We start from the raw sequence: 13,301 nt of genomic DNA on the forward strand, positions 1-13,301 counted from the left end.
GCGGTCCGGCCGGGCCATCAGGCGTCCCCTGAGGGGCCCTCCAGCGCCGCCGGCCCCACCGCTCCGCCCGGCGCGGCGGCGGACTCGTCGGCCACGGCCCGGATCCAGGCATCCACCGCCGCGTCCGTCGTCCTCTTCGACGCCCCCTGGATCTCCAGCCGGTTCTTCCCGCTGACCAGGACGGCCTTGCGGGCTCCGGTGCGCTGGATCACGTCCCGCACGACGCGGGTCACCGACCGCAGCACGGCGATCGAGAAGCCGCCGCTGAGCAGCAGCGTGCCGAGCGACGCCAGCAGTCCGCCCTTGCCGCCGGCCGTGCCGGGCGTCTGCTCCCGGACGACCTCCGGCAGGTCCAGCCGCAGCAGCTCCTCATGCAACTGCCGGGTCAGTGCGTCGAGTTCCTGGTCATCAGCGTCCTCGTCGTACACGACGACGGTGACGTCCCCCGAGATCGTCATGGGCCACCTTTCGCGTTACCGCAGGATTCTAGAGGCAGCCGCGCCTGGAGTGAGGCGTGGAATGTCTCAACGCTGCTGCAAATGCTGCCCTGTTGAGCACCTTGTCGCCGGTCACCGGCACCGGCCCGGGGCACCCGCCCTCGTAGACCTTCGGGGCGGCGCCCGGCCCGTCGGACGGCGACCCCGAGACCCGGTGGTGGGAGCCCGTACGGGTTGCCCCCCACCGCCCCCCGAGGCCGGGCGCCCGGCGCGTCGTCCGCGTGGGTGATGAACGACCGCCGGGGCGCCCGGATCCTGGAGGTGACCGTACGCAGGGGCGCGCCGCCGCTCCGGACGACAGAAGGGACCATCACCATGAACGCCCGGAGCCCGCGCCCCGCCACCGTTCCCCCCGAAGCGCTCCGACACCCCCGTGCCACCCGTGCCTTACGAGGCATAAAGCTGCTGGTCGCCGGCTACCTCGGGCTGAGCGCGCTCACCCTCGCGGCCGTCTACCTGCTCCGCGGCGATCCCGCCGTCGTCAACGACGCGGTCTGGGTGCGGGCGAGCATCGTCGTCGTCAGCGCCGTGCTGACCTACCTCTTCGCCGCCGGGACGGCCCGTGGGTCCCGCGGCGCCTACCGCAGGCTGCGGATCGTCTCCGCCGTCATGACGGCGGCGATCGCCGTGATCATCGCGGTCCCCGGCCCGTTCCCGACGTGGCTGAAGGTGGAGCAGGGCGTCTGCGGGCTCGCGCTGTCGGGCGTCGTCGTGCTCGCCAACGGCAGCCGGCTGCGCGGCCTGTTCGCCGGCGCTTAGGGCCTGACCCGTCGGACAGGCCCCAGGGCCCGGCCGGTCCCGGCACGGGGCCCGCGGCCCGCCGGGCCGTGGCGCCGCCGCCCGTCCGCTCAGGCCGACATCGTCCGCTGCACCTTTATCGACTGCAGCAGCCCGACGGCGACCCAGCCGGCGAACATCGACGACCCGCCGTAGCTGACGAACGGCAGTGGCAGCCCGGTGACCGGCATGATGCCGAGGTTCATCCCGATGTTCTCGAACGCCTGGAAGGACAGCCAGCCGACGATCCCGGCCGCGGTGACCGTGCCGTAGAGATCCGGGCAGTGCCGCGCGATCCGGCAGGCCCGCCACAGCACCACGCCGATCAGGACGATGATCAGGCCCGCCCCGAGGAAGCCCAGTTCCTCCCCGGCGACCGAGAAGACGAAGTCGGTCTGCTGCTCGGGCACGAACTGCCCGTTGGTCTGGGCCCCGTGGAAGAGCCCGGAGCCGGTCAGCCCGCCCGCGCCGATGGCGATCCTCGCCTGACTGGTGTTGTAGCCGACGCCCGACGGGTCGAGCGCGGGGTCGGCGAACGCCGCGAACCGGTTGATCTGGTACTGGTCCAGCAGGTGGAACTGCCAGACGGCCAGGCAGCCCGCCACGCCGGTCGCCAGCAGCCCCAGGACCCAGCGCTTCGGCGCCCCCGCCGCGACGAGCATGCACAGCACGATCGCCGCGATGCCGAGCGCCTGCCCGAGATCGGGGGTGAGCAGGACGAGCAGCGCCGGGACCCCGCCCAGGGCGAGGGCCCGGATGATGCCCCGCCGGTCCGGCTCGATCAGGTCACCGGCGTCCACCCGTGCGGTGAGCGCCACCGCCATGGCGATGATGATCGCGACCTTGACGAACTCGGCGGGCTGGATCGACATGCCGCCGCCGATCACGATCCACCGCCGGGAGCCGTTGATGGTCGCGCCGACCGGCGTCAGCACGAGCGCCACCAGCAGCACCGTCACGGCGTAGAGGACGGCCGCGGTGTCGCGCAGGCGCCGGTGGCCGTACCACAGGGTGAGCGCGCCGAGGGCGAGGCCGATCCCGGTGTTGATGAGGTGCCGCACCACGAAGAAGTACGGGTCGCCCTGGTTGAGTTGCATCCGCCCGCGGGTCGCGGAGAAGACCAGCAGCGCGCCGATCACGGAGAGCGCGAAGGCCGCGCCGAACAACATCCAGTCGAGCCGGCGGACCAGGGACCCCCGGCCGAGGATCCGACCCCACACCGTTGCGGCGCGGGTCGTCCCGCGCACGGGAAAGCTGACGGCACCCAACCTCGGCCTCCTGCCCGGACGGAGCCACGACAGGCCGACAGTACTCCTGAAACTTGCGCAAGTGAGAAAACATGTGGTGTGTCGGTGCATGCGACCGGCGCACGCCGCGCGACTACCTCCGGGGCGGGCGCCGGAACAACGCCGTCCACAGGAACGCCTCCCCGAACGCGGGGGACTGCGGCGGCTCGTCCCGCATCCGGCGCAACTCGACCTCCGTCAGCTCGGCGAACAGCGCGCGCAACGACTCCGGGGTGTACGCGAGGCCGCCGTGCAGCCCCGCCCCGCGGTAGAAGTCGGCGTCCGGGAGTTCGGACCCCATCCCCCCGGCCGCGAAACAGGCGAGGCCGAAGTGGCCGCCGGGGGCCAGGGCCCGGTCGAGGAGGGCGAGATAGCTGATCCGGCGGTGCGGCGGCAGATGGTGGAAGCAGCCGGAGTCGTAGACCAGGTCGTACGGGCCGCCGAGCCCGGCGTCCGGGTCCGCGAGGGCGGCGAAGGCGTCGCCGCAATGGAAGCGGACGGCGGCCCCCGCCTCGCGGGCCCGCTCCCGGGCCCAGGAGACGGCGGCCGGGGAGAGGTCCACGGCGTCCACCTCGAAGCCCAGCGAGGCCAGGTGCAGCGCGTTGCGGCCCGGACCGCAGCCCAGGTCCAGCGCCCGGCCGACGGTGATCAGCCCGCGGTCGAGGTACGACACGAGGTTCTCGTCGGGCTTCGCCACGAAGAACGGCACCGGCCGGTCGCGGTCCGCGTAGAACCCGTCCCACCAGGCGGCGCCGTCCGCGGTCCAGCGGTCGGCCGCCGGCGCGAACAGGCCGTCCAGCAGCCGGAGTACGTCCTCCACCGTCCGGATGTTCCGCGCGTCCGGCTCCCCCCGCCCGCCATCGCCGGACCCCTCCGGCCGCCCGCATCCGTCCACCGTGCCCATCGGCCCTCCCCGTCCCGCTGCCAGGCTCCGCAGTCCCTGGCGAGGCTACGGCGCCATGCGACGTACGGCGACATACGCCCAGGTCAGGCCCATCGGTCGGAGCGCCCCCGCGCCCGCCTGGTGCGCCGCGCCGAGGCACGCCGACCGACGGCCCCACGTGCCGCGGGAAACCCCGTCCGCCGCCCCGTCGAACCCCGCCACGGGCCCCGTGACGGCCGCGCCACGGCCGGTTTTTCCCGCGATCCCCCGCACCGCGGCTCCGTTCACGCCCCCGGCACGACCTCCACCGATCCGATGTACTCCCGCGTCTCCTCGTCCGGCAGCCGCACCGCCTGCGCCCAGAAGTAGATGACGAGGCTGAAGGCGGCGATGAGCGCGATGTCCCACCACAGCGGAAGGGCGTCGGTCGCGCCGCAGGACACCTTGGCCGCCGGTCCGGTACTGCAGAAACCGCCCTGCCACGAGATCACCCCCATGCCCAGCAGATACACCGGCAGCCACTGCGCGTTCTTCCAGTTCGGGCGCGGGGCCTTGGGGTTGAGTTTCAGCAGCGCGGAGCCCCCCAGGACGACATAGCCGAGGACGATCGCCACCCCGAGGCGCCACAGCGTGTCCCAACCGGCCCAGTAAATGATCAGGTTGGCGACGATGAAGGCCACCGGGGCCCAGAGCAGCCCACCGGGCAAGCGGTACGGACGCGGCCGGTGGGGATCCTGCTTCCGCAGGCAGCCGAAGGCGAGCGGGGCACCGGCGTACATCAGCACGCTCGCCGAGGTCACGAAGCCGACCAGCTTCTGCCAGGTGGGGAACGGCAGGAAGACGATCAGCCCGACGACGAACGCCATCAGCAGCCCGAACCACGGCACGCCGCGCCGGGTGGTCCGCTCGAAGACCGCCGGCACATAGCCGTTGCGGGACAGCCCGTACGAGACCCGGGAGGTGGCCGTCACATAGACCAGGCCGGTACCGGACGGCGAGACGACCGCGTCGATGTAGATCAGCGTCGCCAACCAGCCGAGGCCGATGGAGGTGGCGAGCCCCGCGAACGGCCCCGCCTTGCCGCTGAACGTCAGATCGGCCCAGCCGCCGTGCGCGAAGGCGGTGCGCGGGAGCGCCCCGATGAACACCGTCTGCAGTGCGACGTAGACCAACACGCCGATGAAGATCGAGCCGATCACCGCCCGCGGGATGTCGTGCGCCGGATTGCGGCTCTCGCCCGCCAACTGGTCGGCCTGCTCGAAGCCGAGGAGGGCGAAGATGATGCCGCTGGTGCTGATCGCCGAGAGCATGCCCTTGGCGCCGAAGGGTGCGAAGCCCTGGTATCCGAAGTTCCCCGGGTGGAAGGCCGCGGCCCCCATCACGATGATGGTGACGACGGGGACGGCCAGCTTCCACCAGGTCGCCACGCTGTTGGTGTGGGCCAGCCACCTGATGCCGAAGAAGTTGACGACGACGAAGAACGCCATGAAGGCGACCGCGAGTCCGTAGCCGGCCGGGGTGAGGTGGTTCTTGCCGGTCTGCACCCAGGGTGCGTGCACACTGAGGTAGTTCAGCGACGCCATCACCTCGATCGGTGCCACGGTGACCGCCTGCAGCCAGGAGAACCAGCCGAAGGACGCGCCCGCCGCGCTGCCGAACGCGTAGTGCGGGAAGCGCGCGGTGCCGCCCGCGACCGGGTACATCGCCCCGAGCTCGGCATGGACGAACGCCAGGATGACGATGGCCACCGCCCCGATGCCCCAGGAGACCAGCGCCGCGGTGCCGGCCGCCTGTGCCGCGAACAGCGCCCCGAACAGCCATCCGGATCCGATGATGGACCCCTCCGAGGTCCAGATCAGCCCGATCAGCCCGATGTCGCGTTTCAGGCCGGGATTCCGGGGCGCGGCAGGTGCGGTCGGTTGGTGCATCTCCATGGGACGTGCCCTCGTTCTGCTGCGATGGGTGCGGCGGGTTCGGCCGGTGACGCGGCACCCACGGAGTTCTGTGGGTGTACGCACCTTTTGTCCCATACTTCAGGACGGGCGCGAGGGGACGGGGCACGCCGCGCCGGGCACGCCGCGGCCGAGTGGCACCGCGGGCGCGCCAACTGCCGCGGCGCTACGGGCGGGAGGGCGCGGCGCGGTGCGGGGACGGCGGCGGGGCGGGAGTGGCGGCGGGGCGGAGCGTGTCGCCGCTCGACGGGGCGACCTCCACGCCGGTCTCGTCGAGGCCGGCGGTCCAGACGATGCCGGCGATGCTGCACGCCAGCGCGAGGGTGAGGCCGATGGCCCCGAACGGGATGCGTCGACGCCCCTCCCGCTCGCTTCCGTCGCGCTGCAAGCCCGTCACCGGTCCCCTCCCCGCGGCCGCGCCGGCTTCATGGAGTGCGTTCCGGCCGCACGCTCCCTTTCATGTTCCTTCTCATGTTCCTTGGAAACGAGCTGAGTTGGCCATCACCCATAAGGGGGGAGGGTGTCGTGGCGACCGGATCAGGTCACGGTTTGACGGCGTGCAGGACCCGCATCCCCCGCGGCCCGGTCTCGTCGTGCCGCACTTCCAGGCCGGCGGCGCGGCACTGCTCCACCAGCCACCGCGCCGGGATCCGCAGCTTCGGATAGCTGCTGGTCCGCTGTTCCCAACCCGTCGCCGAGCGGGTGTGCAACAGATCGTGGACCAGCACCGTGTCGTCGTCGACGTATTCGAGGAAGCAGGTCAGCAGCCGGTCGTCCGAGCTGCGGACCGGCAGGAAGCGGTCCGTGCCGTGCAGCGCCACCGTCAGATCGCGGTAGGTGGCGACGAAATGGCCGCCGGGGCGGAGCGCGCGTGCCACGTCGCCGAGCAGCTCGGTGACGTCGGTCTTGGCGGGCAGGTGCGGCAGGGTGTCGCCCATGCACACCACCGCGGCCACCGAGCCCGCGGGCGCCGCCTCGGCGAGAGCGCCGCGGATGTCCCGCCGGAGGGGCCGGAGCGCCTCCGCGGCGCCGCCGGTCCCCGCGTGGGTCGCGGCCAGCTCGGCCAGCAGGTGCGCGCTGGTGTCCACGGCGACGACGGGCGCGAACCCGAGGCGGACCAGGGCCAGCGTCTGGGTACCGGGCCCGCAGCCCAGATCGACGGCGACGGCCTCCCCGCGCGCGTCGTCCGACGCGTCGGACGTGCCCCATTCCGCGTGCACGCCCAGCTTCCGCAGGAGTTCGAGCTGGCCCGACGCGGCGGCGGGTATGTCGCCGCCCAGCATCCAGGTGTAGTGCTCGGCGAGCAGTCGCGCGTAGTGGTCGACGGCATCGGTCATCAGGAGGTCCCTTCGGGTGTGTGGGGCGTGCCCTCGACGGCCGACTCGCCGGTGCGCACCCACGCCGCGAGGTCGGCGAGGTAGATATTGGCCATGGAGGCTTCCAGGGCGGCACCGAGCGCCGCCCGGTAGGTGGGGGTCGCCTCCGCGTACCGCTGTCGGCCGGCCTCGGTGATGCGGGCCGCGACCGCCCGCCCGTCACCGGGGGCGGCGGCGCGCTCGGCCAGGTCCTGCGCCTCCAGCCGGCCGATCAGGCGGGTGACCGTGCTGTCCTGCAGGCCGATCCGGTCGGCGAGTTCGCCCATCCGGAGCGCCGGCCCGCTGTCCGGACGGCTGAGCGCGCAGAGTGCCCGGTACTCCGAGAGCGGCAGGCCGTGGCGGCGCTGGAGGGTCGCGTCCAGCTGTTTCTCCACCCGGCCCAACAGCCGCACCGCCATGCACCAGCGCTCGTCCTCCGCGTCGCCGGCGGGTGCCGCGGAGCTGTCCTGTGGCATCGACTCGAACCCGATCACGGCGGTAACGTAACTGCTTGCTCAAGCAATTACCAGAGGTAGGGAGGGTTCCGCTCGATATCGGTGAGTCCAACGTCCCTTGCGGGGAGGGAATTCGAGGCGTTCTTCCGGCGGATCAGGGGCGGGAAGCCGCGCCAGACGCCGCAGCCCCGGCCATGCCCCATCGGACAGGCGCTACTCCCGGTGCTGCCCCAGGACGACGCCGCGTCCGGCGTACACCCGGTCCAGCCGGCGCCACTCGACGTGGGCGAACTCCTGGGAGTGCCCGGGGAGTCCGGACGGATTGTGGATCACGACGTGGTCCGGGGTGACGCCGACGGCCAGGACCAGATGGCCGCCCCGCCGCGGCGGTTCGGGGTCGGCGTCCCGGATGGAGGGGTGGACGGAGAGCAGGACGAGCCGGCCGGCGCCGATCAGCGCCGGGATCTCCTCCCGGGGCAGGTCGGGCCGGGACTCCGCGCTCAGACCCCAACGGCGTTCCGCGTAGGCGGCGAACGGTGCGTGGATCAGACCGTGCAGGCCCTCCGCATGGCGGACGTAGGCGCCGGCGTCCAGGCATTCGGTGGCCAGCTCCATGGCGGTGGGGGCGGAGTGCCGCCAGAACTCCAACGCCATCCGCAGACAGGCCATGCCGCACAGGCGCCAGGACCACCAGGCGTACTCCTCGGGGGTCCCTGCGCCGTACTCCGGCCAGCGGGGGTCCTCGGTGGCCGACGTCGTCCCGGCGAGGAGCGCGGGGACGAGTTCGGGCGAGGCCCACTGGGAGTGGTACGGGACGGGGTGGATGACGGTGCGGTGGGTGGTCATGGTGCACCGTACCCGCGAGGGGCCGCGCGGCGACCCGGCGACCCCGCTCCGCGGTGCGTCACGTGGCGTGCGGCGGTTCCCAGACCGAGCAGTCGTGGGCGAAGTACACCCGCCGCGGAGCGAAGGCGGCGAGCCGGTCGAGCCACGGGCGGTAGCCCGGCAGCGGCGGGGCCGCGCCGTCCAGGGCGGCCTGCCGGGCCAGGTGGTCCGAGGCGTGGTGCGAGGCGAAGTCATGGGCCTGGCCGGCCAGTACCACCGTGCCGTCGGGGTGGTGGAGGACCAGTGACTGGTGCCCGTCGGTGTGGCCGGGCGTCGGGACGACCAGGACGCCCGGCCAGACCTCCGCCTCGCCGGTCAGCCGCTCGTAGCGCGCACCGGGGAAGTCGATCAGCTCGTCGATGGTGTAGTCGCCCCGGCGGGCGGTGGCCAACTCCACGTCCTGCACCAGGATGGGCTTCCCGGCCAACAGCGGGTTCCCGCCGCAGTGGTCGAAGTGCAGATGGCAGTTGACGACGAGCGAGATGTCCGCGAGGGCCGCCCCGACGGCGGCCAACGCGGCCTGGAGCGGGCGGCGTCGGGGGCGGTAGTGGGCCTCGGTCTCCGGGTCGGCGGCGCCGATGCCGGTGTCGAAGAGGAGCAGGCCCCGGTCGTGCTCCACCAGATAGGCCAGTGCCGGCTCCACGCGGGGCTCCGGGCCGCCGGTCTCCGACGCCGGCCGGACGAAGTAGCCCAGGTCGAGCCGGTGCACCGTCGGGTGCGCTGATGTCGAGTGCATGCCTCCATGGTCACCGGGCCGGTGCACCGTCCGCAGCCGGTTTCCGCGCCGCGCCGCGCCGCGCCGCACCGCGCCACCGCCCGCCCGCCCGTACCGGGGCCGACGGTGGCCGAAATCAGCCGCACCGCCCGGGCGCTGTCGACGTCCCTCAGGTCGTCCCGACGCACATCACGTCGAGCCGGTGCGCCGTCGGAGCGGCGATCTCCAGCTCCGGCCGCCACACCGTGAGGATCTGCGCGGACGGCGTGAACAGCGGGCCGGGCAGCGCGGTGGGGGAGTGCCACTCCCAACTGCTGACGTGCTGAGGCTCGGCGGCGTACGGCGTGCCCTGGTAGCGGGTGACGAGCGACGCCATCGTGATGCGGTTCAGACCGTGCACGTCGTCGTGCAGCATCGCGAAGACCCGGACGTCGTCCGGCGCGGTGTCCAGCCCGGTCTCCTCGCGCAGCTCACGGGCCGCGGCGTGCCGTACGCCCTCGCCGGGATCGACCTTGCCGCCGGGCAGTTCCCAGGTCCCCGCGCGGTGCAGACCGAGCAGAATCCGTCCGTCCGGATCCAGCACGATGACGCCGACCCCGAACGTGGCGTGTGCCTGCGGCGGTCGATCACCGCGCTGCCGGCTCGTCACCGCGCCCGTACCGCTGCCCGTTCCGCTGCCCATCCCGTGCCTCTCTCGGCTCTTCCGCGACCCGCCCCGGCCCCGGGGCGGCAACACTTTCCCCCACATTCACCCACGGGAGTGGGCCACATCCACGGTTCCGGCCAAAATCGGCCCGGTCAGCGACCACAATGCGCTCATGACCGATGACTGGAAGCGACAGATCGACCGGCTCCACGCGGAGTTGGTGCGGCGCGACGATCCGGCCGAGTGGGTCGTGGAGGCCGACGCCGTGGACGCGTCCCGCCGCTACCCGGACCTCGCCTTCCGCGGTCCGGTCTTCGGTCTTGCCGTCCTCGATCCCGCGGACCCCGAACGCGCCGCGGAATGGCGCCTGTTGAAACCGGTGACCGACGCCACGCCGCAGGACGCCCGGGACACCCTCAACTCACATCTCTGGTTCAAGGCCAAGGACGACACCGACGATCCCGCGGTGCGGCGCGAACTGCTGGCCGCGGTGGCGCGGTTGGAACGCGAACCGATCGACGACCTCACGGTCTGCGGCGCCCGCTACCGGATCGTCCGCGGCGACGAGTTCGCCCGCACCGGCCGGAGCGGCCTGGAGCCGCCCCGGCCCACCGACCCCGAGCCGGCCGACCGCACCTGGGGCGGCCGGAGCGACACCCCCTCGCCCGACCGGGACTTCGCCCTCGTCCCCGGCCGGGAGACCAGCCCTATGGTCGTCGCCATGAAGGTGGCGCTCCAGGGCTACGCCTACTCCGGGGCGCGCTTCCCCGCCGCCGTCCGCGAGGAGTCCGAGCGGGCCCGCACGGCCTACCCGGAGGTCGTCCTGCTGCCCGTCGGCTTCGGCGTCGCCGAACGCCGCCGCGGGTGCTGGCAGCCGCGGGGAGCGCTGATGCCGACCCCGCACGAGGCGCGCCGGCTGCTCGTCGACGCCATGATCGAATTCTGGCCGCAGCTCTACGAGTTCAGCGCCGCCGAGCGGCAGCGGTACGTCGAGGCCGCCGAGGAGTTCAAGGCCGCCGGTCGCGCCAACGAGGTGCGGGTGGACGACAAGAGGTTCCAGATCTGCCGCATCGAGCGGATGGTCAGGATCGGCCCCGACGGCCCGGAACCACCCCGCCGGTCGGACGTGGACGACTACGGCCCGACGAAGATCCACCCGACCATGGACGAGGACGGCACCCTGCACTACGACAGTTGACCACCGGTGAGCACGGCCCGGTGCCGGGCCTCGGCCGCGATGCCGGCGGCGGTCTCCTCGGGCGTCTGCCCGGTGCTGTCCAGCCACCACCCCACGTCGCCCAGTTCGTCGCGCATCGCGCGGTGGAAGGGGGCGATGTCGTAGTCGACGCGTTCCCGGGCGGGGCGGGCGGCGTTGCGCTGCCGGCACACCTCCGGCGGTGGGGCCAGCACCACGAACATCACCGGCCGGGGCGCGAGCAACCCGACCATGAAGTCCAGGAGTTCGCGGTCGGCGATGGCGTACTCGATGATCGGGAAGATGTCGTGCTCGGCGAAGTTGTCGGCCAACGCGCACATGTTGCGGGCGCACAGCAGCAGTTGCCGCCGCGACTCCTCAGCGGGCCGGCCCAGGAATCCGACCCGCCCCTGGACGACCATGTACGACAGGAAGTCCCCGTTGATGTGCGCCGCTCGCTCGAAGTGCCCGGCCACCAGTGGCGACACCGTCGACTTCCCGGCCCCCGGCATCCCCGAGACGATCAGGCACCCGGACGCCGCCGGCCCGGCCGCCCGCCCGCGCTGTGTGGTCATCCGCCGCTCCCTCTCCGCCGGCTGCCGTCGGACCGGGCATCCGGGGATCATCGCAGCGTCCACCGCCGCCGCGCACGCCAATTTCCGCCGAACCAAGGGAGGTTGGCGAGGCAGCCCCTCCCCGGGGCGCGGCGGTCAGTCGGCGGCCCGGTACTCCCGCGCCCGGCGGTACACCTGGCGGGAACCGCCCTCCGGACCCGGCGGAGCGGGCTCGGCGGGGACGAAGCCCAGCGACGCGTAGAAGCGGCGCGCCCCGCTGGCCTCGGCCCCGGGATGGTCGCTCCCGAAGGTGACCACCTCGATGCTCGCGGGAACCGTCACGAACCGCCGTACCGCGTCCGCCATCAGGGCACGGCCCACGCCCCGCCCCCGCGCCTCCGACGCGACGACGAGCCAGTGGACGTGATGGCACGGCGCCTGAGGGGAACCCGAGGCGTCGGCCCCGAACAGCAGGCCGCCGAGCAGGGCCGGCCCGCCGGAGGAGGGGACGGCGACGAGCGCGGCCGAGCGGTGGACGTGCTGCTCGACGGCGCGATGGAAGTCCGGCTCCTCGACCATCGGCCCGAACCACTGCTCCACCTGCGCGGCCAGACCGAGGAAGCCGGGCAGGTCCCGTTCCGTGGCGAGTCGGATCATCATCGGGCGAGTCTCGCACGGGGGCGGGGCCACGGTCGGTGCACCTCGGTGGCGGCCCGGGGCACGTCGGGCGGGCGCGGCGGGTGACCGGCCGGGTCCCGAGGCCGGGAAGTTACCGTGGGCCCGCTACCCCGAGGCGTCGCCGCCTCGCCCGTCCGCGAGGAGTCGATCCTGAACACGCCGTTGGCCGAAGCACTGTCCGTCGGGCTGCTCGTGGTCGTCCTGGTCTGCGCGGTGGTACGGCCCCGGGGCTGGCCGGAGGCGGTGGTCGCGGTCCCGGCGGCCGGCGTGGTGATCGCGACCGGGGCGGTCCCGCTGGAACACGTGCGGGCCGAGACCGAGCGGCTCGGACCGGTCATCGGGTTCCTGGCCGCGGTGCTGGTGCTCGCCCGGCTCTGCGACGACGAGGGGCTGTTCCGGGCCTGCGGCGCCTGGATGGCGCGCAGCGCGCGGGGCCGTCCGCGCCGGCTGCTGGCACAGGTCTTCCTGGTCGCGTCGGTGGTCACCGCGGTACTGAGCCTGGACGCCACCGTGGTGCTGCTCACCCCGGTGGTCTTCGCCACCGCCGCGCGCCTGGGCGCCCGCCCCAAGCCGCACGTCTACGCCTGCACCCACCTGTCCAACACCGCCTCCCTGCTGCTGCCCGTCTCCAACCTCACCAACCTGCTGGCGTTCGCGGCCAGCGGGCTGACCTTCACCCGGTTCGCCGCGCTGATGGCGCTGCCCTGGCTGGCCGCCATCGCCGTCGAGTACGTGGTGCTGCGACGGTTCTTCGCCACCGACCTGGACGCCGGAGCGCTCGCCCCGGCCCCCGATGAACCACCACAACTGCCGCTTTTCGCCCTGCTCACCGTGGCCGGCACACTGGCCGGCTTCGTGCTCGCCTCCGCCGTCGGCATCGCCCCGGTCTGGGCCGCGCTGGCCGGTGCGCTGGTGCTCTCGACCCGCGCCCTGGTCCGGCGCCGCACCACCCCGGCCGCGATCGTCCGCTCCGCCGCCCTGCCGTTCCTCGCCTTCGTGCTGGCGCTGGGCATCGTCGTCCGCGCGGTGGTCGACAACGGGCTGGCCGCCGGCCTCGCCCACCTGGTCCCGCACAGCGGCACCCTGCCCGCCCTGCTGGGCCTCGCCGCGCTCGCCGCCGCCCTGGCCAACGTCATCAACAACCTGCCCGCCACCCTCGTACTGGTGCCGCTCACCGCCCCCGCCGGGCCCGGCGCGGTGCTCGCCGTGCTGCTCGGCGTCAACATCGGCCCCAACCTCACCTACGCCGGCTCGCTGGCCACCCTGCTGTGGCGGCGCATCGTCCGGGAACACGACGCGGAGGTGGCACTGGGCGAATTCACCCTGCTCGGCCTGCTCGTGGTCCCCGCCGCGCTGGTGCTCTCCGTGGTAGCACTGTGGCTGTCGCTGCACGTCCTCGGAAGCTGAGCACGGAGACCGACCG

15 protein-coding genes are annotated in these 13,301 nt (G+C 73.2%); 3 read left to right on the forward strand and 12 right to left on the reverse strand.

Annotation, left to right across the window (positions count from 1 at the left end):
- Positions 1 to 17: 17 nt before the first annotated feature.
- The gene (locus SNOUR_RS34215) at positions 18 to 458 is read right to left on the reverse strand and encodes a hypothetical protein (RefSeq protein WP_067354837.1); all 441 of its coding nucleotides are present in this window, start codon (positions 456 to 458) and stop codon (positions 18 to 20) included.
- A 354-nt stretch (positions 459 to 812) separates the two neighbouring features.
- On the opposite strand from SNOUR_RS34215, the gene SNOUR_RS34220 reads away from it, so the two are divergent.
- Complete coding sequence (locus SNOUR_RS34220; RefSeq protein WP_067359016.1) at positions 813 to 1,256, forward strand: hypothetical protein; 444 nt, start codon at positions 813 to 815, stop codon at positions 1,254 to 1,256.
- A gap of 89 nt (positions 1,257 to 1,345) precedes the next feature.
- On the opposite strand, the gene rodA is transcribed toward SNOUR_RS34220, so the two are convergent.
- The 9 genes from rodA to SNOUR_RS34265 all read right to left on the reverse strand — a co-directional run bounded on the left by rodA (position 1,346) and on the right by SNOUR_RS34265 (position 9,487).
- On the reverse strand, positions 1,346 to 2,542 hold the full coding sequence (gene rodA / locus SNOUR_RS34225; protein ID WP_067354839.1) for a rod shape-determining protein RodA: 1,197 nt from the start codon (positions 2,540 to 2,542) through the stop codon (positions 1,346 to 1,348).
- A 112-nt stretch (positions 2,543 to 2,654) separates the two neighbouring features.
- Positions 2,655 to 3,464, reverse strand: a complete 810-nt coding sequence (locus tag SNOUR_RS34230; protein WP_079143046.1) for a class I SAM-dependent methyltransferase — start codon at positions 3,462 to 3,464, stop codon at positions 2,655 to 2,657.
- Between the two features lie 263 nt (positions 3,465 to 3,727).
- On the reverse strand, positions 3,728 to 5,377 hold the full coding sequence (locus SNOUR_RS34235; RefSeq protein WP_067354841.1) for an APC family permease: 1,650 nt from the start codon (positions 5,375 to 5,377) through the stop codon (positions 3,728 to 3,730).
- Positions 5,378 to 5,561: 184 nt separating this feature from the next.
- Complete coding sequence (locus tag SNOUR_RS34240) at positions 5,562 to 5,792, reverse strand: hypothetical protein (RefSeq protein WP_067354843.1); 231 nt, start codon at positions 5,790 to 5,792, stop codon at positions 5,562 to 5,564.
- Positions 5,793 to 5,937: 145 nt separating this feature from the next.
- On the reverse strand, positions 5,938 to 6,732 hold the full coding sequence (locus tag SNOUR_RS34245; protein WP_067354846.1) for a class I SAM-dependent methyltransferase: 795 nt from the start codon (positions 6,730 to 6,732) through the stop codon (positions 5,938 to 5,940).
- On the reverse strand, positions 6,732 to 7,244 hold the full coding sequence (locus SNOUR_RS34250; RefSeq protein WP_312634434.1) for a MarR family winged helix-turn-helix transcriptional regulator: 513 nt from the start codon (positions 7,242 to 7,244) through the stop codon (positions 6,732 to 6,734). The genes SNOUR_RS34245 and SNOUR_RS34250 overlap by 1 nt, the downstream gene beginning before the upstream one ends.
- A gap of 174 nt (positions 7,245 to 7,418) precedes the next feature.
- Positions 7,419 to 8,051, reverse strand: coding sequence for a C39 family peptidase (locus tag SNOUR_RS34255; RefSeq protein WP_067354851.1), 633 nt, complete (start codon positions 8,049 to 8,051; stop codon positions 7,419 to 7,421).
- Between the two features lie 58 nt (positions 8,052 to 8,109).
- Positions 8,110 to 8,826, reverse strand: coding sequence for an MBL fold metallo-hydrolase (locus SNOUR_RS34260; protein ID WP_067354853.1), 717 nt, complete (start codon positions 8,824 to 8,826; stop codon positions 8,110 to 8,112).
- 148 nt (positions 8,827 to 8,974) lie between these two features.
- Entirely contained in the window at positions 8,975 to 9,487 is a 513-nt protein-coding gene (locus SNOUR_RS34265) for a nucleotide triphosphate diphosphatase NUDT15 (RefSeq protein WP_067354854.1), read from the reverse strand.
- A 136-nt stretch (positions 9,488 to 9,623) separates the two neighbouring features.
- Here SNOUR_RS34265 and SNOUR_RS34270 point away from each other — a divergent pair, with 136 nt between their 5' ends.
- A complete protein-coding gene (locus SNOUR_RS34270; RefSeq protein ID WP_067354856.1) occupies positions 9,624 to 10,649 on the forward strand; it encodes a DUF5954 family protein in 1,026 nt (341 codons plus the stop codon).
- Here SNOUR_RS34270 and SNOUR_RS34275 read toward each other — a convergent pair.
- Together SNOUR_RS34275 and SNOUR_RS34280 are read right to left on the reverse strand one after the other, a co-directional pair.
- On the reverse strand, positions 10,637 to 11,221 hold the full coding sequence (locus SNOUR_RS34275; RefSeq protein ID WP_067354859.1) for an AAA family ATPase: 585 nt from the start codon (positions 11,219 to 11,221) through the stop codon (positions 10,637 to 10,639). The two genes, SNOUR_RS34270 and SNOUR_RS34275, sit on opposite strands and share 13 nt — an antisense overlap.
- A gap of 135 nt (positions 11,222 to 11,356) precedes the next feature.
- Positions 11,357 to 11,860, reverse strand: a complete 504-nt coding sequence (locus tag SNOUR_RS34280; RefSeq protein ID WP_067354861.1) for a GNAT family N-acetyltransferase — start codon at positions 11,858 to 11,860, stop codon at positions 11,357 to 11,359.
- 168 nt (positions 11,861 to 12,028) lie between these two features.
- On the opposite strand from SNOUR_RS34280, the gene SNOUR_RS34285 reads away from it, so the two are divergent.
- Positions 12,029 to 13,285, forward strand: a complete 1,257-nt coding sequence (locus tag SNOUR_RS34285; protein WP_067359019.1) for an SLC13 family permease — start codon at positions 12,029 to 12,031, stop codon at positions 13,283 to 13,285.
- The last annotated feature ends 16 nt before the right edge of the window (positions 13,286 to 13,301 follow it).

This window comes from Streptomyces noursei ATCC 11455 (assembly GCF_001704275.1).
Taxonomy (GTDB): domain Bacteria; phylum Actinomycetota; class Actinomycetes; order Streptomycetales; family Streptomycetaceae; genus Streptomyces; species Streptomyces noursei.